Source organism: Rhizobium sp. AP16 (assembly GCF_000281735.1).
Lineage (GTDB): Bacteria > Pseudomonadota > Alphaproteobacteria > Rhizobiales > Rhizobiaceae > Rhizobium > Rhizobium rhizogenes.
Genome location: NZ_AJVM01000064.1, coordinates 1 through 21,676 on the forward strand (window position 1 = coordinate 1; position 21,676 = coordinate 21,676).

24 protein-coding genes are annotated in these 21,676 nt (G+C 61.4%); 23 read left to right on the plus strand and 1 reads right to left on the minus strand.

Annotation, left to right across the window (positions count from 1 at the left end; genetic code table 11):
- The 8 genes from PMI03_RS17645 to PMI03_RS17680 form a co-directional block, all read left to right on the plus strand.
- On the plus strand, positions 1-595 hold a 595-nt coding region (locus PMI03_RS17645; RefSeq protein WP_007695798.1), incomplete at its 5' end, for a zinc-binding dehydrogenase.
- Between the two features lie 59 nt (positions 596-654).
- Positions 655-1,464, plus strand: a complete 810-nt coding sequence (locus PMI03_RS17650; protein ID WP_007695800.1) for a transporter substrate-binding domain-containing protein — start codon at positions 655-657, stop codon at positions 1,462-1,464.
- Between the two features lie 61 nt (positions 1,465-1,525).
- Entirely contained in the window at positions 1,526-2,200 is a 675-nt protein-coding gene (locus tag PMI03_RS17655) for an amino acid ABC transporter permease (RefSeq protein ID WP_007695802.1), read from the plus strand.
- Entirely contained in the window at positions 2,197-2,874 is a 678-nt protein-coding gene (locus tag PMI03_RS17660) for an amino acid ABC transporter permease (RefSeq protein WP_007695803.1), read from the plus strand. Before PMI03_RS17655 ends, PMI03_RS17660 begins: the two co-directional genes overlap by 4 nt.
- Positions 2,871-3,620 carry an amino acid ABC transporter ATP-binding protein gene (locus PMI03_RS17665; RefSeq protein ID WP_007695805.1) on the plus strand — a complete coding sequence of 250 codons (750 nt, stop codon included), beginning with the start codon at positions 2,871-2,873 and terminating at the stop codon, positions 3,618-3,620. The genes PMI03_RS17660 and PMI03_RS17665 overlap by 4 nt, the downstream gene beginning before the upstream one ends.
- A 4-nt stretch (positions 3,621-3,624) precedes the next feature.
- The gene (locus PMI03_RS17670; protein WP_007695815.1) at positions 3,625-4,302 is read left to right on the plus strand and encodes a GntR family transcriptional regulator; all 678 of its coding nucleotides are present in this window, start codon (positions 3,625-3,627) and stop codon (positions 4,300-4,302) included.
- A gap of 86 nt (positions 4,303-4,388) precedes the next feature.
- On the plus strand, positions 4,389-4,931 hold the full coding sequence (gene recX / locus PMI03_RS17675; protein ID WP_039974277.1) for a recombination regulator RecX: 543 nt from the start codon (positions 4,389-4,391) through the stop codon (positions 4,929-4,931).
- 77 nt (positions 4,932-5,008) lie between these two features.
- Positions 5,009-5,611: a DUF922 domain-containing Zn-dependent protease gene (locus tag PMI03_RS17680; RefSeq protein ID WP_007695825.1), complete on the plus strand. Its 603-nt coding sequence runs from the start codon at positions 5,009-5,011 to the stop codon at positions 5,609-5,611.
- Between the two features lie 73 nt (positions 5,612-5,684).
- Here the strand turns inward: PMI03_RS17680 and PMI03_RS17685 are convergent, their stop codons facing one another.
- A complete protein-coding gene (locus tag PMI03_RS17685) occupies positions 5,685-6,104 on the minus strand; it encodes a heme-binding protein (protein ID WP_007695827.1) in 420 nt (139 codons plus the stop codon).
- Between the two features lie 279 nt (positions 6,105-6,383).
- Here PMI03_RS17685 and PMI03_RS17690 point away from each other — a divergent pair, with 279 nt between their 5' ends.
- From PMI03_RS17690 to PMI03_RS17760, 15 genes are all read left to right on the plus strand, one after another.
- A complete protein-coding gene (locus PMI03_RS17690; RefSeq protein ID WP_007695829.1) occupies positions 6,384-7,406 on the plus strand; it encodes a LacI family DNA-binding transcriptional regulator in 1,023 nt (340 codons plus the stop codon).
- A gap of 82 nt (positions 7,407-7,488) precedes the next feature.
- Complete coding sequence (locus tag PMI03_RS17695; protein ID WP_007695840.1) at positions 7,489-9,096, plus strand: ABC transporter substrate-binding protein; 1,608 nt, start codon at positions 7,489-7,491, stop codon at positions 9,094-9,096.
- Positions 9,097-9,106: 10 nt separating this feature from the next.
- Entirely contained in the window at positions 9,107-10,075 is a 969-nt protein-coding gene (locus PMI03_RS17700; RefSeq protein ID WP_007695843.1) for an ABC transporter ATP-binding protein, read from the plus strand.
- Positions 10,068-10,934, plus strand: a complete 867-nt coding sequence (locus PMI03_RS17705) for an ATP-binding cassette domain-containing protein (RefSeq protein WP_007695845.1) — start codon at positions 10,068-10,070, stop codon at positions 10,932-10,934. Before PMI03_RS17700 ends, PMI03_RS17705 begins: the two co-directional genes overlap by 8 nt.
- A gap of 11 nt (positions 10,935-10,945) precedes the next feature.
- Positions 10,946-11,872, plus strand: coding sequence for an ABC transporter permease (locus tag PMI03_RS17710; RefSeq protein ID WP_007695847.1), 927 nt, complete (start codon positions 10,946-10,948; stop codon positions 11,870-11,872).
- A 24-nt stretch (positions 11,873-11,896) separates the two neighbouring features.
- Positions 11,897-12,784, plus strand: a complete 888-nt coding sequence (locus PMI03_RS17715; RefSeq protein WP_007695849.1) for an ABC transporter permease — start codon at positions 11,897-11,899, stop codon at positions 12,782-12,784.
- Between the two features lie 40 nt (positions 12,785-12,824).
- Entirely contained in the window at positions 12,825-13,637 is an 813-nt protein-coding gene (locus PMI03_RS17720; protein WP_007695851.1) for a glycerophosphodiester phosphodiesterase family protein, read from the plus strand.
- Between the two features lie 176 nt (positions 13,638-13,813).
- The gene (locus tag PMI03_RS17725; protein WP_007695854.1) at positions 13,814-14,599 is read left to right on the plus strand and encodes a GntR family transcriptional regulator; all 786 of its coding nucleotides are present in this window, start codon (positions 13,814-13,816) and stop codon (positions 14,597-14,599) included.
- Positions 14,600-14,644: 45 nt separating this feature from the next.
- On the plus strand, positions 14,645-15,574 hold the full coding sequence (locus PMI03_RS17730; RefSeq protein ID WP_007695856.1) for an ABC transporter permease: 930 nt from the start codon (positions 14,645-14,647) through the stop codon (positions 15,572-15,574).
- Entirely contained in the window at positions 15,571-16,428 is an 858-nt protein-coding gene (locus PMI03_RS17735; protein ID WP_007695857.1) for an ABC transporter permease, read from the plus strand. The genes PMI03_RS17730 and PMI03_RS17735 overlap by 4 nt, the downstream gene beginning before the upstream one ends.
- 5 nt (positions 16,429-16,433) lie before the next feature.
- The gene (locus PMI03_RS17740; protein WP_007695860.1) at positions 16,434-17,225 is read left to right on the plus strand and encodes an SDR family NAD(P)-dependent oxidoreductase; all 792 of its coding nucleotides are present in this window, start codon (positions 16,434-16,436) and stop codon (positions 17,223-17,225) included.
- 17 nt (positions 17,226-17,242) lie between these two features.
- Complete coding sequence (locus PMI03_RS17745) at positions 17,243-18,178, plus strand: polysaccharide deacetylase (protein ID WP_007695862.1); 936 nt, start codon at positions 17,243-17,245, stop codon at positions 18,176-18,178.
- Positions 18,175-19,716, plus strand: coding sequence for a gamma-glutamyltransferase family protein (locus tag PMI03_RS17750; protein WP_007695864.1), 1,542 nt, complete (start codon positions 18,175-18,177; stop codon positions 19,714-19,716). Before PMI03_RS17745 ends, PMI03_RS17750 begins: the two co-directional genes overlap by 4 nt.
- Entirely contained in the window at positions 19,713-20,684 is a 972-nt protein-coding gene (locus PMI03_RS17755) for an ABC transporter ATP-binding protein (protein WP_007695867.1), read from the plus strand. Before PMI03_RS17750 ends, PMI03_RS17755 begins: the two co-directional genes overlap by 4 nt.
- Positions 20,681-21,676, plus strand: coding sequence for an ABC transporter ATP-binding protein (locus tag PMI03_RS17760; protein ID WP_007695868.1), 996 nt, complete (start codon positions 20,681-20,683; stop codon positions 21,674-21,676). The genes PMI03_RS17755 and PMI03_RS17760 overlap by 4 nt, the downstream gene beginning before the upstream one ends.

A 21,676-nucleotide genomic window follows, 5' to 3' on the forward strand; every position in this document is an offset into this window, starting at 1 on the left:
CGCCGAGCCGCTGGCGGTTGCCGCCAACGTGCTCTCGCGCACGGGCTGCGGCCCGGAGGACGTGGTCTTGATCTATGGCGCGGGCACGGTGGGTTTGACCGTGCTGCAGGTCGCCAAGATGAAGGGAGCACGCTGCATCATCGCCGACATCGATGATCAACGCCTCAAGCGTGCCCGCGAATTCGGCGCTGACGTCGCGTTCAACTCTCTGGAAACGTCCGTTTCGGACATGGTTGCCGGCGAGCTCGATGGGCTCGGTCCCTCGGTGGTTATCGACGGTGCCGGTATCCCCGCTTTGCTGGAGGAAGCCTGCCGCGTGGCGGCGCCGGCGGGCAGGATCGGGCTGCTCGGGTTTTCGGCTGTTCCTTGCAATGTCAGCCAGCAGGAAATCGTTCGCAAGGAACTGAGCCTCGTCGGCTCCCGCCTCAACCGCCGTTTCATTCCGGAGGTGGTTGGCTGGCTGGAAAGCGGTGCCCTCAAGCCAGCCGCCATGATCACACAGACTTTCGCCGCCGCTGATGCCGCCGCTGCCTTTGACCTTATCGAACGGCACCCAGAGAAGACGCTCAAAGTCCAGCTCGCCTTCGACGCATGACCGTCACCGCATTCGTGCGGCGGAAGCATTCATTCTTGTTACCTTGGGAGGGTATATCCATGTTCTTGAAACGCGCATTTCTCGGTCTTCTCGGCGGTCTTGCCATCGTCGCATCCGTCTCTATGCCGGCTTCTGCCGAATCCGGCAGCGTTCTTCAGTCGGTTCTGTCCAACGGCAAGCTTCGCATTGCCGTGCTCGGCAGCCTGCCGCCCTATTCGACGGTCGGCGCAGATGGCGTGCCGGTTGGCTATGACATCGACATCGCGAAAAAGCTGGCGGCGGCCCTGAAGGTCGAGCCGGAATTCGTCGTCACCGACATTCCGAGCCGCGTAACCTCGCTGCAGACAGGCAAGGTCGACGTGACCATCGCCGACTTCACCCGCAACGTCGAGCGCTCCACATCGGTTGCCTTCTCGAACCCCTATGTCGTGACCAACATGCGGCTGCTGGTGCCGGAAAGCGCGCCCTACAAGACGATCGAGGAGGCCAATGCCGCCAAGATCCGCGTCGCCATTTCGCGCGGTGGTACGGCGGAGCGTGCCGTGCCGGCCCATCTGCCCAACGCCCAGATCGTCCGCTTCAATACACAGGCTGACGAGCTCAGCGCCCTGCTGTCCGGGCAGGTGGATGCCATGGCGGAAGACGATTTCTACAATCGCAAGGCTATCAGCGACAACCAGGGCAAGCTTCGCCAGGTCGACGGATCGCTCGCGCGAGCAGAGATTGCAATCGGCGTTCCGGCAGGCGATGCCGACTGGTTGCGGGTCATCAATCTGTTCGTCGACCAGTTCAACGCTTCCGGCGACAACAAGGCTCTGTTCAATAAGTGGTTCGGCTTCGAACAGCCGTCGCTACAGGCGCAGTACTGATCCAATGGGAGCGGCGTAAGCCGCTCCTGCCATCCCGCGGAAAGAACCGGCGGAGAGGTTCATGCATTATACACTCCAGTTTCGCAGCATTCGCGAATATCTGCCGCTGCTCTGGGATGCCGCTTACACGACGCTGTACCTCTCGGTTCTGGCGATCATCCTTAGCGTTGCCGTCGGCTGCGGACTGGCGATCATGCGCCGGAGCCAGAGCCGTTTCGCGCGCTTTGTCGCGGTCGCCTATATCGAGGTCATGCGGAATACGCCGCTTCTCGTCATTCTCTACATCGTCTACTTCGCGCTTCCCGCTATGGGGCTGCGCTTTTCCTCCTTCGCCGCCGCCTTGATCGGACTGACGCTGAACAGCGCCGGCTATATGGCCGAGATCATCCGCGCCGGGCTTGTCGCCATCGCCCACGGCCAGTTCGAAGCGGCGCGGGCGCAAGGGTTCAACCCTGTCCAGACCTATCGGCATATCATCCTGCCGCAGGTATTCCGCGTCATCTACGCACCGCTCGGCAATCAGGTCATAGCAGTCATCCTCGCGTCGTCGCTTGCTTCGGCGGTTGCCGTCGAGGATGTGGCCTCGTGGATGCAGACCGTCGGCTCCACCTCTTTCCGCTTCTTCGAGACCTTCCTGGTGGCCGCGGCCGTCTACCTCGTTCTCTGCCAGACGGTAAACCTCATTCGCCTCGCGATCGGCTGGATGCTTTTCAGGGATAATGGTGCGCGCCGATGAACCACGACCTGCTTTCCTATCTGCCATTGTTCCTGAAGGCAGCGGTACTGACGATCTGGCTGTCATGGCTGGCTCTGATGATCGGCGCTATCGCGGGTGGTCTCGTGGCGCTGGCGCGAACGTCCCGCTGGCTGCCGCTGCGCGTGCTGGCGCTGCTCTTCGTCGAATTCTTCCGATCCATCCCTATCCTGATCGTGCTGTTCTTTGCCTATTTCGGGCTACCAGTAATGTTCGGCATCGATATCTCGACCTTCACGGCCGCGACCCTTGCACTGGCGCTTCACGCGACCGCCACGATGTCGGAGGTCATGCGAGCCGGCATCGAAAGCGTCGGGCGTGGCCAATGGGAGGCGGCGCAGTCGTCCGGCATGACCTTTGGCCAGACGATGCAGCATGTCGTCGGACCGCAGGCGCTGCGGGTCGTCCTGCCACCCTCGGTCGGTGTCTATGTGACGACCCTGAAGGAATCGTCGCTTGCCTCGATCATCGGCTATGTCGAATTGACCAAGACCGGTCTTCTGGTGCGTGAAAGCACCGGCGGCGGCTTCGCGCCACTGCTGATGCTCGGCGTCCTTTATTTCCTTATCAACTATGGAATCTCGCTGGCGGGAGGCGTGCTTGAGCGGCGCTACAACGTCGGAACGAAGCCCATGCTCGCGGGAGGCGGACAATGACGCAGGCAGTTCTCGAATTTGACGGCGTGGTGAAGCGCTTCGGAAAGCGCACCATTCTCGACGGTATTTCCATGCAGGTGCAGACGGGCGAAATCGTCTGCTTCATCGGCCCCTCCGGCACGGGCAAATCGACGCTGCTGCGCTGTGTCAACGGGCTTGAAGATATCCAGGGCGGAGAGCTCCGTTTCGAGGGCAGGCCGGTGCTCGCGCATGAGCGCGGGGCGATAACGGCTGTTCGTCGCCGGATCGGCATGATCTTCCAGCATTTCAATCTCTATCCGCATCTGACGGCGTTGGAAAATGTCGTGCTCGCCTCGGTCGTCGTGCACAAGCAGGATCGAAAGACGGTCGAAGCGCGGGCAAAAGCGCTGTTCGAGCGGGTGCGTCTGTCCCACCGGATGAATGCCTATCCGGCGCAGATGTCGGGCGGCGAGCAGCAGCGCGTCGCCATCGCGCGTGCGCTCTGCGCCGAGCCGCACATCCTGCTCTTCGATGAGCCGACCTCGGCGCTTGACCCGGAAACCGTGGGCGAAGTGCTCGGCGTGATGCGCGATCTTGCTCGCGAGGGCCGCACAATGCTAGTCGTCACGCACGAAATCCGCTTTGCTGCGGATGTCGGTACGCGAATGATCTTCATGGATGAAGGCAAGATCGTGGAAGACCGGGAGCCTCGCGCGTTGATCGCTAATCCGGGCAGCGAGCGGGCGCGGCGCTTCCTCAGCACCATTACAGCAGAGGCGCATTGAACCGATGACCGTATCCCCAATCCGCCCCCGCATGAGCATCAAGGACCTTTACGATGTCCTCTATATGCGGATCCTGACCGGGGAACTCAGACCTGGCGCGGCGATTTCGGAGACGAAGATTGCCGACGAGGTGGGGTTGAGCCGAACGCCGGTTCGGCAGGTGTTTCAAAGGCTTGCCGATGCAGGTTTTCTGCTGGTGGTGCCGCAGGTCGGCACCTATGTCGCGCCCATCGAGATCAGTGCGGTTCGTGACGCGCAGTTCGTGCGCGAAATGCTGGAGTGCAGTGCCGTCGCCGAAGCCGCCACATCGTCGGTTACAGACAAGGAAGCACGGCTCCATCGGTTTCTGGAGGACCAACGCCGGCTGATCGGCAAGGGCGACCATATCGGTTTCTTTCTGTCGGACGAGGCGATGCATCGGGCGTTGATGGAAATCGCCGGCCATCCCCATGTTTGGGGCATGATCGCTTCGGCCAAGGTTTCGCTGGACCGTCTTCGCTATCTTTCGCTGGAAAGGATCGATTGGCTGGAGATGATCTTTCGCCAACACGAGGATCTGGTCAATCGCGTTATTGCGGGCGATCCAGAAGGTGCGACCAAGGTGATGCAGGCGCATCTGCGCACCGCTTTCGCCGCCATCGAGCGCATCGCCGCCGAGAATGCGGATTTCTTCGCGGAGTAGCGGCGCATTGCGCAAGTGAAGAGCGTGACGTAACAATCGATGAACTCCGAATCTTCGCCTCATCGATCCGCGAATATCTCTCCGCCATGGACGAAACTCCGACACCCACACCGCGAATGCTCAGCTGGGCACGCAACTCGACGATCTATCGTCTTGAACGCAAGATGATGACCGAAAAGCAGTTGTTTGATGCGATCACCAAAAAGGCGAAGCAGAAGTTCGAAGACATCAGCGATGAGCAGATCAAGGCCGTTGCCGATTTCGCGGTCAAGTTCGCCTACGACCAGAATGCGCTCAACGACGTCTCCTATGCCGAGATCAGCACGCGCTCGGCCGTGCGCTCCGGCAAATCGAAGAAGGCGATTGCCTTCAAGCTCGCCTCGAAGGGGATCGACAGCGAAACCGTAGTCGCGGCGCTGGACGGAGCGGACGATGCGCGCGCGGCCGTCATCTTCGCCCGAAAGCGCGGCTTTGGGCCATTCCGTCGTGGTGATCTCGATGAGAAGCGGAAGGCGAAGGAATTATCGGCCTTCGCCCGCAACGGATTCAGCTTCGGGATCGGCAAGACGGTTTTCGACATGAGCCGGGAGGAGGCGGAAGAAGTGCTGAGCTCCTCGTCTGTTTCCTGAGTGCCGTAACTTATTGAAAGCGAAGCCCGTGACGGTTAGGTTCGCCGCCATGAAGCATCGGTTCCGTGGGGATTTGTGTGACAACAAGCATTCGATTTTGTGTGCTGGCGTTCAGCTTTGCCTCTTTTCCGATGGTCGCGCAGGCGGAATGGCAAGCTGTCGAAAAAGTGCAGACCTATGCCATCGCGGGTAAATCCGGCGCGGAACTCTATGAATCGATTGGCGAGCGCGGTCCGTTCCTCGGCGGTAAAACGAGGGCGATCGCTCATACCGATTTCAAGCTGACCTGGACGCGGAAATACGAGCCGCAACCGGACGGTGCCTGCATGATCACCGTCAACATACCGAAGCTGATCATCACCTACACATTGCCGAAACCATCCGCGCAACTGACTGGCGCGACCCGCAGGAGCTGGCAGCATTTCATTGCCGGCGTCGAAGCGCATGAACGCGTGCATGGTGGGTTCATCAAAGACATGGTCAAGGAAATCGAAGCGATGAGCGTCGGTTTCTCCGTACCCAATGACCCGAAATGCAGCACGATCCGCGTCGAATTGACAAAGCGGCTCGGTGAGATTTCCAAAAGCGAGCGGCAGCGAAACAGCGACTTCGACAAGGTCGAGTTCAGCGACGGCGGCAATCTCCAGCAGCTCGTGCTGAAACTGGTGAGAGAGCAGTAGAAGCCGTCGCCGCTATGAAGACGGGAGTGCCTGCGCTGGACGCCCAACGCAGGATCCCGTGAGGCGGCGCCTTTTAAACCGCATCGGCTCCGATGGCGGCAAGGGCGGCGCGAGCGACTTCGAAATCCTGATCCCCGGTGCCGGACCCCACGCCAATGGCGCCGGCAAATCGGCTACCGAAGCGGATGGGCAAGCCGCCCGGCAGATGCGTAACGCCACCCTGCGAAGCGATGCCGGCGGCCGTGCCGAATTCGAAGGACATCGTGCCTGTCGGAGCGTTGCTTGATGCCGCTGTCCGGGCTTTGGCACGCGCCGTATGCATGCTCAGATACTTCGCGCCGTCCATCCGGATGCTGGCGATGGTCTCGCCGCTTGCGTCGACGATGAAGATGCATTGTGGTACGCCGATCTTCTCGGCATATGCAATCGCGGCCACAAGCGCCTGCACCGCGCCTGAATGAGATAGGGTCAAAGTTTCGCGCATAACGGACATGGATTGGTCGCTCCTTTAATAACAAATGCTTATCGCACTGCATCGATCCGCCCTAGCTAGACCGGGGTTCTCCCGATTGGCAATGCGAAGAAGTGTAGTCGTGTGGGAGAGATCCGGTGAAACTGATGTTCCAGAACGGCATAAACGCGCCGCGTGACTGTGTGTGCCGCTTGATATCGGAGCAGGCGGCTTGCTCTGGTGGTGGTGTTTCGCCATTGTCGCCGGGCAGCGGCTGAGCCCTTTGGGGGAAATGTGAAGACACCGGCGAGAATAGGAATCATGGAAGTGGCGCGGCTGGCCGGGGTTTCGGCGGCGACGGTGTCGCGCGTCCTGAACGACCGCACGGATGCGCGCATCAGCCAGGAGACGCAGGAGCGGGTCAGGGCGACGGCGCGCGAGGTCGGCTATGTCGTCAACCGGCTGGCAACTTCGCTCAGAACTCATCGTACCGGCGTCTTCGGCGCCATCGTCGGCAGCCTTTCGGGTCACTACCAGCCGCATCTGACCGGCTGCCTGCAGGCGGCTGCGCAGAGGCGAGGGATGGAATTGCTTGTCGCGCAGGCAAAAGCCGATGCCGGCGAGGTCGCCGGACAATTGCATCTGTTTCAGGATGATTTTTTCGATGGCGTGGTCATGGTCACCGACCTGCCCGGCCATGAGGCGCTATGCGATCATCTCGACCGCATGGGCAAGGCGCATGTGACGCTTTGCGGCGGTCTTACCGGGTCGAAACCGGCGGTGCTGACCGATGAATGGCGCGGCATGCGTTTGCTGTTCGATCATCTGGTGGGGCTCGGACATCGCCGCATCTCCTTTGTCTATCGCGAAAGCCGAAGCGCTCTTCGTGATCGCCGGACGATTTTCGGGGAGATGGTCAGTGAAAGCGCTGGCGCGATCGAAGGTGGCGTTATCTCGTTTGAAAGAGGGGAGGCGGCGCGCGAAGCGTTTCGTCAGATATTGATGTCGCCTTTGACAGGGCCAACCGCTTTAATTTGCGGAAGCGACGGGCTCGCGATCGAGGTCGTGGCGGCTCTGCGCGATATAGGGCTGACAATTCCTGATGATGTATCCGTCGTCGGTTATGACAATGTCCCCGACACTGCCTATTGGTCGCCACCGCTGACGACGGTGGCGCAGCCGACCGATCGTCTGTGCGAAGCCTCGCTCGATCTGCTTATTGAGCTGGTGGGCCTTTCTCCGGAGGCTCGCGCCGCCACGCGGCCCATGCGGCTCGTTCCGCCGGAGCTTGTCATACGTGCGTCATCGGACGTCCCTAGTTTGCGGCAAATTCCTCCTGCCTAGTTCGAAAGAGTAGTTTTCACGGCGGGGTGGCCTTTTTTCTTTGCGCAAACGTTTGTGCAAGCTTGAACCAGAGAGTCTGCCGATGTCCGAGAACACTTTCAATGGCCTGAATACGGTCATTACCCGCCGCACGACCTTGTTGATGGGAGCGGCTGCCAGCCTCTCGACCCTGATGCCGGTGCTGCCCGCCTTTGCTGACGATGCCGGCGACAACCGGCCCGAGCTTCGTATCGCCGTTCAGCTGAATCCGGTCTCGCAGGAGACTGTAGACGCGGCCAGCAACGTCGCTTTCCGCAACAATTACTCGATCCACGAAACGGTTCTTGCCCTCGAGATGCGGGGGGACTTCTCGGTGAAGCCCAATCTCGGAACGTCGTGGACCTGGATCTCGCCGACCGTTCTGGAAATGAAGCTGCGTCCCGGCGTGATCTTCCATGATGGCCGCGAAATGACCGCCGAAGACGTGGCCTTCTCCTTCGGTCCGGAGCGATTGCTCAACAAGGATGCGCCGGGTTATCCTACCTATCGCACCAGCTTCACCAGTCTCGATCATGTCGAGGTGGTCGACCCGCTGACGGTGCGCTTCGTCACCAAGTTTCAGGATCCGATCTTCCTGCAGCGCCTGGCATGCTATGCCGCCTCGGTCATCAGCAAGGACGCCTGGCAGAAGAATGGTGGGAACTGGACGACCTGGCGTCAGAAGCCGGTCGGCGCCGGTCCCTACAAGGTTGAGAGCTACACTGCCAACGAAAGCGTGATCCTTGTGTCCCACGACCAGGCGCTCCGCGGCAAGCCGGCCGCCAAGCGCGTGACCTTGCGCATCGTGCCGGAAGTCTCCTCGCGCATCGCCGGTCTTCTCGCCGGTGACTATGACATCGTCACCGACCTACCGCCCGATCAGCTCTCCTCCGTCTCCGATAGCCCTGGCCACGCGATCGTCGGCGGCCCGGTTCCGAACCATCGCATTCTCTTTTTCGACAAGACCAATCCGGCATTGAAGGACCCGCGCGTCCGCCAGGCCCTGATCCTTGCGATCGACCGCCAGGCCATCGTCGATACGATCTGGAACGGCCGCACGCGGGTTCCGAACGGTCTGCAATTCGAGCTCTATGGCCCCGTCTATCTCAAGGATTATCCGGCCTATAAATACGACCCGGATCAGGCCATGCAGCTTCTGAAGGATGCCGGCTACAACGGTGAGGAAATCGAAGTTCGCTCGCAGAACAACTACTACGCGGCGGAAAATCCGGTCACGCAGGCCGTGGTCGCCATGTGGCAGGCCGTTGGCGTCAATGCCAAGATGAAATTCGTCGAAGGCGGCAAGCTGTTCGAAGGCACGTCCAGCCGCGCAACCGGCAACTGGTCGAGCACGGCGCAGATCCCGGATCCCTTCATCTCCTTCTATACCCAGTTCGGAGCAGCCGGCAACCTGAACTCGTTCAAGATCTGGCAGAATGCCGATTTCGACGCTCTCGGCGCCAAGATGGAGACGGCGGTCGATCCAGCCGACCGCGCCAAGATATTCCGCGACATGCTGCATCTGGCCGAATGGGAAGACCCGGCCGAAACGGTTCTGCATCAGAACGCTGTTTTCTTCGGCATCCGCAACGGCATAAAGTGGCAACCACTGCCGGCCTTCCAGATGGATCTGGGCGCAGGCAGCCTTTCCTTCGAAGAGCAGAAGAGCTGAGCCGTTCTCAATGGCCACTCCTGTTCTTTCGGTCGACAATCTGAGCGTGACGTTTCGGACCAAGACCGGTCGGTCCCATCCGGTCAACAATGTTTCCTTTGACCTTGCCGAGGGTGAAATCCTTGGCATCGTCGGGGAAAGCGGTTCGGGCAAGAGCGTGACCTGCCTCGCCCTTGCCGGCCTGCTTGGACCGACGGCGAGTGCCACCGGGTTCATCTCCTTTGAGGACGCCATGTATGACGCGGCGGAACTCGGGGCGATGGCGCGGTCGAAACTGCCGTCTATCGGCCTGATCTTTCAGGAGCCGGTCTCCTGTCTCGATCCGGTGCGGACGATCGGCTCGCAGATCGCCGAGGCGGCGATGAGCGCCGGCATGTCGGCGAGCGAGGCGAAGGCCGAGGCGCTGCGGCTTCTGGCGGAAGTGGCCATTCCGCAGCCGGAGATGCGCTACAACGCCTATCCGGCGCAGTTTTCCGGCGGCATGTGCCAGCGCGTGATGATCGCAACCGCGCTTGCCATGCAGCCACGGCTGATCATTGCCGACGAACCGACGACGGCGCTCGACGTCACAGTTCAGGCGCAGGTGGTGGCCTTGCTGGTCAAGGCGGTGCGCGAGCGCGGCATTCCGATGATCTTCATCAGCCACGATCTCGATCTCGTCTCCGAGGTCTGCGACCGTATCGCGGTGATGTATGCGGGATCGCTGGTCGAGCTGAATACCACTGACAACATCTACGACAATCCGCGCCATCCCTATACGCGACTGCTGCTGGAGGCGATGCCCGGGCGGGGCACGCCGCTGGAAAAGCTGGCGGATATTCCCGGCGAGCTGAAACTGCATGACGCCATGCCGTCGGCTTGCGCGTTCGCCCCGCGCTGCCCGCGCGTCGAGGCGCATTGCGCGACCGCGGTTCCGCCCCTGATCGCGGGCGCGGCGTCGCTTGCCTGCTTCAATCCATGGAGTGCCCACGATGTCTGAGACAAGGTCGCAGTTGAATGGGAATGGAGCGGCTCTCGCGCTCGCCGCCCGCAACCTGCAATTCTCCTACTCGTCCGGTTTTTCCCTGTTGCCGCGACGAACCAAGGGCTTTCACGCGATCAAGGATGTGAGCCTGGAGCTGAAGCCCGGCGAGACGCTGGGCCTGGTCGGAGAATCCGGCTGTGGCAAGTCCACACTCGCTTCCCTTCTTTGCGGCGACCGGTTGCCGACCTCGGGAGAGATTGAGCTGTTCGGCCAGTCTTTCGGCAGTCTGATGAAGCCGAATAGGCGAGGGCTGGCAAAGCACCTGCAGGTGATCTCCCAGGATACGCTTGGCGCGCTCGATCCGCGCCGCACCGTGGGACATCAGATGCTGGAAACGCTGGCGATTCATAAAATCGGCGAGCCCGCCGGTCGCCACGACCGCGCCGCCGAGACGTTCAAGGCCGTCAGCCTTCCAGCCTCGGCGTTGCAGAAGTTTCCGCACCAGCTTTCCGGTGGCCAACGCCAGCGTGTCGCCATCGCCCGCGCCCTGATCGTCGAGCCGCAAATCCTTCTCTGCGATGAGCCGGTGTCGGCCCTCGACGTGTCTGTGCAGGCCCAGGTGCTCAATCTCTTGCTCGAACTTCAGCGCGCCCGTGGCCTGTCATTGCTGTTCATCAGCCATGACGTACGGGTCGTGCGCCATGTCTCGCATCGCGTGGCGATCATGGAGGCGGGTGAGATCGTCGAGACCGGCCGCACGGAAGAGGTTTTCTCGAATCCCGCGCATCCCTACACCGCGAAGCTTCTGGCCGCCGTCCCGCGCGGGCGCCGGCAGCGGCTGCGCCAGACAAATACCGTTCTCGAAACGCTCTAGGGAGACCCGCGATGTTCCAGGCCGTCATCCGCGCCCTTCTTAGGGCCGCCGTCACGCTTTTTCTTGCGGTGACCTTTACCTTCATCATCCTGCGCGTCAGCGGTGATCCCCTGCATTCGCTGTTGCCGATCGAGACGCCGCCGGAAGTCGTGGCGTTGATGCGTCAGCAATGGGGCCTCGATCAGCCGCTTTATATCCAATATTTCTCCTATCTCGGCCATCTTCTGCGCGGCGATTTCGGCACGTCGCTGGTGAATGGGCAGAATGCACTGACGCTGGTCTTCTCCAAGGTTCCCGCCACATTGGAGCTGATGGGAGCCGCGCTGGTGGTGGCATTCGGTGCCGGCGTGCCGCTTGGTATTCTCGCCGCACAAAATCGCGGCAGCCTGATCGACCGCTTCGTCATGGCGCTGGCGGTGCTGATGCACTCCCTCCCGAATTTCCTTATCGCCATCCTGCTGATCCAGCTTTTTGCCGTGTCGCTGCGGCTGCTGCCGAGCGGCGGCGGATCGACGGCGGCGCATCTGGTCATGCCTGTTCTGGTCATTGGCCTCTACAATGCCGGCATCATCGCCCGTTTCGTGCGTTCCAGCACGCTGGAAGTGTTGGGGCAGCGCTATATCCTGGCGGCACGCGCCAAGCGGATCGGCGAGCGTGCTGTGCTGTGGCAGCATGTCATGCCTAATGCGGCTTTGCCGCTCCTGACGATGCTGGGCTTTCTGATCGGCGGCATGATTGGCGGAGCGGCCGTCGTCGAGACCGTCTACGCCTGGCCCGGCGTCGGCCGCTTTCTCGTCTCCTCGGTGGCGCAGCGCGATCTCAACATTGTGCAGACCATCGTCATTCTCGTCACCGCCACCATGGTGAGCGCCAACCTGCTCATCGATTTTCTCTACATTCTCGCCGATCCGCGCCTGCGGCATCGGGCGGCGGCCTAAGCCGTATTTTCGAAAGGTATCACCATGGCGAATGCCGCAAACGGCGTGGAGGATCTGACCAAGGCCAAGGCCGGGAGGTCGCCTCGCAGCGCCAGGCTGGATCTGATGACTGCGGTCTGCGTGCTCGTCCTCGTCACCTTCATCCTGGCTGCCGTCTTCGCCAATGTGCTTGCGCCCTATGGCTTCGCGCAGATCGATCTTCATGCTCGCAAGGCGCCACCGCTGTTGTTCGGCGGCACCTTTCGGCATGTTCTCGGCACGGATGAGCTTGGCCGCGATATTTTGAGCCGCGTTTTCTACGGGCTTCGCACCAGCCTGCTGATCGCGCTCGGCGCATCGGCGATCAGTGTCACGCTTGGCACGATGCTCGGCCTGCTCGCCGCCTTTCGCCGTGGATTTGCCGACATGCTGATCCGGGTTGCCGTGGATTTTCAGGCGTCGATGCCCTTCCTGATCATCGCGCTCGCCGTACTTGCCTTCTTCGGCGACAACCTCTGGCTCTTCATGGGGCTGCTCGGCCTTTATGGCTGGGAGCGCTATGCCCGGCTCGTCCGCACCATGGCCGGGCTGGAGTTGGAGCGCGGCTATGTTGCGGCGCTGAAGCGCAATGGCGCGAGCACCGCGCGCATCGCATTCATGCATGTGCTGCCGAACATTCTCTCGGTCGTGCTGGTCAACTTGACGGTGGTGCTACCGGAAATCTTGCTGCAGGAATCGGTGCTGAGCTTCCTTGGCCTTGGCATCCAGCCGCCGTTGGTCAGCCTCGGCAGCATGGTGGGAGCCGGACGCGACTACATGATGACCGAATGGTGGATTTCGATGCTGCCGGGGCTCGTGATCTTCCTGCTGTCGCTGTCGATCAGCCTGATCGGCGACTATTTGCGCGACGCTTTCGATCCGACGCTGCACTGAGCTTTCAGCAATAACCGTTTCATATCCAAGGAGAATTCCCGTGCCTTTGTCTCTTCACGCCGCCCGTCACGAATCGCTTCGCATAGCCGCCCATCGCGGTTTCAGCCGGCATTTTCCGGAAAACACTATTCTCGCTTTTCAGAAGGGCGTAGATGCTGGTGCCAACGAGACCGAGATCGATCTGATGCTGACCCGCGACGACAAGATCGTCGTCATGCACGATCGGACGCTGGACCGCACCACCGACGGCTGGGGCTTTGTCGGCGATCGTGATCTCGACAATATTCTGGCGCTGGATGCCGGCGCGAAATTCGATCCCCGCTTTGCCGGCACCCGCGCGCCGACGCTTGCCGAAGCGGTCGCCTGGGCCAAGCAGACCGACACGCGCCTCGCCATCGAGATGAAAGAGCGCGAACGCGCCGACCGGCTCGCGGATGTCATGATCGAAACACTGCGGGATATGGACGCGTTCGAACACGTCGCCATCTCCTCTTTCGATCATCTCGATCTGCGCCGCGTAAAGGAAATCGAGCCACGACTGCAGACGGAGGCGATCCTGCATCATCGTCCGGTGGATCTGATCAATTCCATGCGTTCAGGCGGTATCGATGGTGTCTCGCTGGAGTTGAACTACTTTCATCGCGCCGACGCGGAGGCCTTGCAGGAAGCCGGGATCGCGGTGCGCCTGAGCCTGCCGCTGCCGGAACGGATTGCGAAGTACTGGCAGAGCGGCCGGGACCCGCTCCCGATGATCCGGCGTTGCGTCAAGGACAGGCTGATTGACGGCCTGATCGGCGACGATGTGGATTTCCTTTGCATGCTGAGCAGAAGTGCCGCTGAACTCGAAGGCTGAACCGGCTTTTTTCCGGCTATGACCGTGTCATCCGCCGATCGGAGGATGGCGCGGTCGATCTCATTGCCGATTTTTTCCTGAACCGATCCCTGGCTCAGCAAAATAGTCCGCAATATCGCTCGACCGCGCAAAACTGACACTTCAATTTCCAAAACTGAGATGTTAGTTTTGCGTTCATGTTCGATACTCAAAGCCCCTTCCTGCCGACCGGCATGCCGGATGCTGTCTCGATTGCCGAGGACAGGCTGAGGCACGCGATCATTTCCGGCGCGCTTGCGCCCGGTGAGCGGCTGTCCGAGGTTGGGATTTGCAAGGACTATGGCGTAGGGCGCGGCATCGTGCGTGCGGCTCTTGCCCGGTTGGCGCATTCCGGCTTCGTTTCGTCCCAGCCGCGCAGCGGCTGGAAGGTAACGCCGATCACCGCCATCGGTCTGCGGGAGGTGATGCTCGGCCGTCGCCAGCTTGAACCGTTGTTGGCCGATGTCGATCTGCCGCCGGAAGAATTCAGGCGTCTGGAGACGCTGTGCGATATGCATGCGGCTTTGGTTGCCGCGCACGCTGCCGGCCTGGACGAGCAGATCGCTTTGGCGCGACGCTACGAGCGTCAATTGAAGCATTTGCTGGTGACGCATTTGAGAGCGCCGTTGATTGCCGGCTGGCTCGAAAATCTCTGGGATAAATCAGAGCGTTATGTCGGTTTCCTCGAGGCGAGGGGCGGTCAGAAATTGCCGCTGGCCGATTGGAATGTCTTTGTCGATGCCAAGCGCTCGGGTCGTGCGCAAGCGGCACGCGAATGTCTGGCGGAAATCTGCGAGACATTTGCGCGATTCACCCAGACGCGGTTTCTGGAAGCCGACGTTGTCGCCGTCGAGCCAACTTCGAAGAAGGCGAAGGCATCGGCGGCGGATTTGCCCGTAACCGTCTTATCCAAGAGCGAAGTCAACCCGAAGCGGGCGAGTTAGCGCGCCCTTCAGTTTTCCTGCGGTCTCCAATAATGGGAGCAAGACGTGCCTGCATTCATCGCCAAGCGTCTGTTGCAGGCCTTCGTCGCGTTGTTCGGCGTGGTGACGCTCGTCTTCTTTCTGCAGCGCCTGACCGGTGATCCCGTGCTGCTGCTCGTGCCGCCGGATGCGAGCAAGGCCGATATTGATATCATGCGGGCGGCCCTCGGCTTCGATCAGCCGCTTTATCTTCAATATCTTCGTTTCCTGACAGGCTTGCTGCGCTTCGATCTTGGCCAGTCCTATGTCCAGCATCTGCCCGTCTTGGATATCATCGGCAGCCGTGTTCCCTATACCTTGTCGCTCGCATCGGGCGCCTTGGTGGTGGCGCTCGGTCTTGGTGTGCCGATCGGCGTTCTCATTGCCGTCCGCCGCCATTCCTGGGAATCGCGCTGGCTGATGAGCTTAGTGCTGATCGGTCAATCGATGCCAACCTTCTGGACGTCCATTCTGCTCATCATGCTGTTCGGCGTGGTGCTGCGATGGCTCCCGACATCGGGTGCAAGCGGCATGGTGAGCCTGCTGATGCCCGCTTTCGCCTTGGGCTTTCTGTCGATGGCGACCTTTGCCCGCGTCGCCCGCACGGCCGTTCTGGATGAATTGGAAAAGGACTATGTCCGCACTGGCCATGCCAAGGGCTTGTCGATGGCGCGCATCGTCATACGCCATTTGTTGCGCAACGCAGCCGTGCCGCTGGTGACGATATCGGCGCTCGAAATCGCCAACCTGCTGACCGGCGCCATCATTATCGAGACCGTGTTTGCCTGGCCAGGCCTTGGCCAGTTGACGATACAGGCAATCAGTGCGCGGGATTTCCCCATCGTGCAGGGTGTCGTGCTGATTGGCGCGGCCGCCGCCATTCTTCTCAATCTCCTCGCCGATGTTCTCTACAGCGTCATCGATCCGCGCATTCGTCTCTCCGGGAGGCAAGCATGAGTGTTTCGGCCGCCGGATCGGCAAAACTTATTCGCCGCACACCCACAGGCGTCGTGATCTCGGTCGTCGTCTTGACCCTGATCGTGCTGATGGCGATCTTTGCTCCGCTGATCGCGCCGCACGATCCGAATACGCAAAATCTTCTTGGCCGGTTGAAGCCGCCGGGAACGGTGGCGCGCAACACGCTCTATCTGATCGGTTCGGATGAATTGGGGCGCGATACGCTCAGCCGCCTGATCTACGGCGCGCGGGTCTCGCTGTTCGTCGCGGTCGCCTCCGTACTGCTGTCGGGAATTTTCGGCTCCGTCATCGGTATGCTCGCCGCATTTTATCGCGGCTGGACCGAGACGCTCATCATGCGGCTGGTCGATATCGTTCTCTCCGTGCCCGCTATTCTTCTGGCGATCATCACGGTTGCGGTACTCGGTCCCGGTCTTTTGAATGTCGTGCTGATCCTGGCGCTGACGCGCTGGCCGCGCTATGCGCGCGTCGCCTATGGCCAGACGCTGACGGTCGCCAATATGCCCTATCTGCGCCTGTCCCGCTTCATGGGAGCCGGATGGTTCCGTGTTCTTTGGCGGCATGTGCTGCCGAATATCGCCGGCGGGCTGATCGTCGTCGCAACGCTTGAATTCGGGCTGATGGTGCTGTTCGAGGCCGGCCTTTCCTTCCTTGGCCTGGGCGTACAGCCGCCGACGGCCAGTTGGGGTGCGATGCTTTCGACCGGGCGCAATTATGTGGCAACGGCCTGGTGGCTTTCGGTCATGCCTGGTGCTGCGCTCTTTCTTCTCGTCCTTTCCGTCAATTTCATCGGCGATCATCTGCGTGATCGCCTCGACCCACGGAGCAATTGAACCACATGGTTGATTTTTCAGAGGACTTTAAAGGAAAGCGCGTCGTCGTCACCGGCGCGGCGGGTATCTTCGGCGGCTGGATTGCGCAGGCTTTTGCAAATGCCGGGGCGCATGTCCTTCTGACGGACAAAGATCCGGCACGCCTCGGCGCCGCTACTGAAAGTCTCGCAGGCAGTGGGCATCTGGAGTTCGCGGCCGATCTGACATCGGATACCGATATCAAGGCATTGCTTGCCTATATCGCTGAAAATTGGGGCGCGGCGGATGTTCTGGTCAACAACGCCGGCATTTATCCATCCGGCTTTCTCTTAGATATCAACGCCGACGACTGGGACAAGATTTTCGGCATCAATCTGCGCGCGCCCTTCCTGGTGTCGCAGGGTGTTGCACGTCAAATGATCGATCGGGGCGTCAAGGGCTCGATCATCAACATCTCCTCCGGCGCGGCGCGCAAGATGCGGCGCAGCGTCGTGCCGTATTGCGTGTCCAAGACAGCGCTTGACCGGCTAAATAAGGGCCTTGCCATCGAGCTTGCCGAGTTCGGCATTCGGGTCAACATTGTCGAGCCCGGCTTTGCGCCCGGCAGCGAAGTCAGCCACCTGACGCAGGAGCATATCGACAGCGTGCTCGGCAATATCCCGCTCGGCCGTCCTTCGCAGCCGACTGATGCGGCCAATGCCGTCCTTTTTCTTGCGTCCGATGCCGCTGCCTATATCACCGGCTCGACGCTGGCGGCCGACGGCGGCAACTCCATTGGGTCGCTTGCCGTCTATCAGGCGAAGAAGAAGCCACTGTAAGTCGGGAGGAAAAGGACATGGCCCAGGATACGGTCGAACCTCCTAGCAGCTTCTCACCCTTTCCCGCCTATGAATGGCCGGAAGGCAGGAAGAGTGCTGTTCTTCTGAGCGTCGATGTCGACGCGACCTCGCCCTTTCTCTGGGAGCAGCGGGAGGGACTGTCCAATCGTCTGTCGCGATTGGAAGTCCGCCGCTTTGGCCTGCGCACGGGCATGACCCGTATCCTCGATCTCTTTGCTCGCTACGACGTTAAGGCAAGCTTCTATGTGCCTGCCGTCGTTGCAAAATCCAATCCTGGGCTTTTGCCGGCGCTGGTTGACGCGGGGCACGAAATTGGGCTGCACGGATATTTTCACGAACTCGTCGGCGACATCGGTGACGAGGAGTTCAGTGCCGCGCTCGATGCAAGCCTGGCGCTCTTTATTGCCCAGACGGGACAAAGGCCGGTAGGCTTCCGCTCGCCAGCCTGGGAAATGACACCGCATATGCTGGCCGAGATCCGCCGCAACGGCCTTGCTTATGACTCCTCCCTCATGGGCTTTGACCACCCTTATGAAATCGACGGGGTGGTCGAGATTCCGGTGCAATGGGCAATAGATGACGCGATCTTCTTCAAATTCGAGAATAGCGGCAACGAACGTTGGGCACCGTCCGCCGGCGCCCAGGTGCTGGACGATTGGCTGACGGAATGGCGCGCGCAACATCGCCTCGGCGGATTGTTCACGCTGACCATCCATGACTGGATCTCCGGCCGGGCGCAGCGCATCGTCATGCTGGAAAAGCTGCTCGACGCGATCACCGCCGAGCCGACAAGCTGGGTCGCCACCGCTGCCGATATCGCCCGTCACCATGCGTCGTCGAATAACCGGGGCCGCTTTGCCGTCGAGCCGGACATTCCTTCCGCCATTGGCCCATCCCGCTTCGGTCCCTCGCAGTCTGGAGCGCACGCATGAGCGAGACCTGGCACATCGGAAAGCATGAAACGCGCAGCAGACACGGTATGGTCGCCTGCCAGAATTGGCGAGCGGCGGAAGCAGGGGCCGCCGTGCTGTCGGCGGGGGGCAACGCCGTCGATGCGGCAGTGACGACGGCGCTCGTTCTCAGCGTCGTCGAGCCTTGGCTTTCAGGTATCGGCGGCGGCGGCTTCATGGTGCGCGCCGATGCCAATGGCGCAGTCGATGCTCTCGATTTCAACGTGATCTCGCCCGCGGCAATCAATCCCGCCGACTATCCGCTCGTTCCCGGCCGCGATGGCGACTGGTTCGATTGGCCATCGGTCGAGGGCGATCGCAATCTGATCGGCTACAGCTCGATCTGTGTGCCGGGCGCCATTGCCGGCTTTGCTGAAGCGCTCGTACGCTTCGGCACGATCTCCTGGGCCGATGCTCTCGCTCCGGCCATCGAGCAGGCGCATCGCGGCCTGCAGCTTGATTGGTATGCAGCGCTGGCGCTGGCGATCGACGGCGCCAATCTGGCGCAATTTCCGGCGGCGTCGGAACTGTTCCTGCATAATGGACGCGCACCGCGCGTGCCGGAGGGTGGACGCACGGCCTTCCTGCCGATGAAGGCGAAGGCGAGGACGCTGGAGAGGCTGGCTGCAGCCGGCCCGCGCGATTTCTATGAGGGTGAGCTTGCCGATCAACTGATCAAGGGACTTGCAGACGGCGGTTCGGTGCTTTCGGAAAAGGATTTTTCCGGTTACGCACCACGTTGGCTGGCGCCGTTGACGCAGGAGTTCAGGGGCCTTGTCGTCCATGCCGTACCGGAGCTTTCGGGCGGCCCGACGCTCTGCGCGGCATTGTCCGAACTGGAGACTAGCCTGCCGGAGAATGATCCTTTCGGCGGGACTGCGGCTCTGGCCTTTGCCCGCGCAATCAGGCGCGCCAGCGAATATCGGCTCAAGAATCTCGGTCATGCGGCCGGCGAAAGCTGTACCAGCCATCTCAGCGTTGTCGATGCCGATGGCACCATGGTTTCACTCACGAACACGCTGCTGTCGCGCTTCGGTTCGAAAGTCTTGGTGCCGGAGACGGGCTTCGCCTTCAATAACGGCATGATGTGGTTTGACCCACGTCCGGGCCAGCCCAACTCCATCGCGCCGGCCAGCAAGCCGCTCGCTAATATGTCGCCGATCGTTGCGACGCGTGACGGCGTGCCGGAGCTGGCGCTGGGTGCGGCCGGCGGCCGGCAGATCGTTCCGGCCGTGACGCAGATCCTCAGCTATGTTGCAGCCTATGGCCTGTCGCTGGAGGACGCCTTCCTTAGCCCGCGCATCGACGCCAGCGGCACGACCATTCGTGTCAATCGGACGGCGGCATCCGATGTGGCACCGACCGTCGCATCCGAGTTCAACGTCGACGTCATCGATGACACGCTCTACCCCGTCAATTTCGCTGTTCCTTCGGCGGTTCTCCGGCGTAGCGGCATCAATACCGGCATGGTTCACCCAAAGAACCCATGGGCTGCCGTTCGCGAGGCTGATCCCAGATGACCGCTCCGGTCCTGATCGTCGAAGACCTGCATATCTCGATCGGTGGCAAGCCTGTCGTCGATGGCGTCGGCTTTTCGGTTTCCGCTGGCGAGATTGTCACGCTGGTCGGCGAATCCGGTTGCGGCAAGTCGATGACGGCCTTTTCGGTCATGGGCCTGTTGCCGCGTGTCGCCGCGCGAAACAAAGGGTCGATCCGGCTGAACGGCAAGGAGCTGGCTGGTCTGGATAATGCCGCGATGAAGCGGCTGCGCGGCGACGAGATGGCGATGATCTTTCAGGAGCCGGTCGCCTCGCTCAATCCGCTGATGCCGATCGGCAAGCAGATTGCCGAGAGCCTGATCGTTCATCGCGGGGTCAAGGGCAGGTCGGCACAGCGGCAGGCGATCGCCATGCTCGAGGAGGTCGGCATTCCCGAGCCGGCCATGCGCTTCCATCAGTTTCCCTTCGAACTCTCGGGCGGCATGTGCCAGCGCGCCATGATCGCCATGGCGCTGATCACCCGGCCGCGTCTGCTGATCGCGGACGAACCGACGACGGCGCTTGACGTGACGATCCAGGCGCAGATCCTGGAGTTGATGAAGCGGTTGCGCGCCGAAACTGGCACCGCGATCCTGCTGATCACCCACGACATGGGCGTTGTCGCCGATATCGCCGACCGCGTGGCGGTGATGTATGCTGGCCGAATTGTCGAAGAAGCCTCCGTCGATGCTATTTTTGATGAACAGAGGCATCCCTATACGCGGATGCTGCTATCGACCATTCCGAGGTTGGATGGCAAGGCGAAGGCGCTGTTGCCGACCATCAGCGGCACGGTCCCGGATATCGGCGCCTGGCCGGAAGGCTGTCGGTTCTCGACGCGTTGTCCCTTGGTTGACGAGGACTGTCGGCAGACGCCGCCGCTTGTGGCCGCAGGCGCGGACCGTCGCGCCGCCTGCTGGCATCAGGATCTGACCGGGGGGCTCGCATGACCGGGCCACTTCTTTCCGTGCGCGACCTTCGTGTGCATTTCCCGATCCGTGGCGGCTTTCTCGGTCGTCCGGTCGGCTGGCTGAAGGCCGTCGATGGCGTCGATCTCGATATCGCACCGGGGGAAAGCCTGGCACTGGTCGGTGAATCAGGCTGTGGCAAGTCGACGCTCGGCGCCACGATCCTCGGGATGCAGAGCGCAACATCGGGCAGGATCATCTTCGAGGGCGAGGATGTGACGAGCGACGCCTCGGTGCGTCGTGCCGATCTTTCGCGGGACATCCAGATCGTGTTCCAGGATCCGGTGTCTGCCCTCAATCCGAAGCTGACCATCGGCGAAAGCATTGCCGAGCCGCTGATCATCCATGGCATCGGCACACGGGAGGAGCGCCGGCAACGGGTAGGGGAGTTGCTCGAACTCGTCGGGCTCAATCCTGGCCATGCCGACCGCAAGCCCAATGCCTTTTCCGGCGGCCAGCGTCAGCGCATCGTCATCGCCCGCGCCATTGCGCTACAGCCCAAGCTCCTCATTCTCGACGAACCGGTCTCGGCGCTTGATGTATCGATCCGTTCGCAGATACTGAACCTGCTCCTCGAATTGCAACAGCGCCTGGGCCTGTCCTATCTCTTCATCTCGCATGATCTTTCCGTGGTGCGCCACTTCGCCGATCGCGTCGCGGTGATGTATCTTGGCCGGATCGCGGAGACCGGATCGACGGCGGAGGTTTTTGCAAAGCCGGTTCACCCCTATACGGAAGCGCTGCTCAGCGCCGTGCCGCTGCCCGATCCAAAGGCACAGCGTCGCCGGCAGCGCATCATTCTGCAAGGGGATCTGCCGAGCCCGGCCAATCCCCCGGCGGGTTGCCGCTTTTCGACCCGATGCCCCATTGCCGTGCCCATCTGCCGAACGGTCTCGCCTGAACTCGAAGCGCTTCAGCCGGGTGGCCATTCCGCAGCATGCCATGTGAGAGCGCCTGATTTCCTAAAGGAGTAG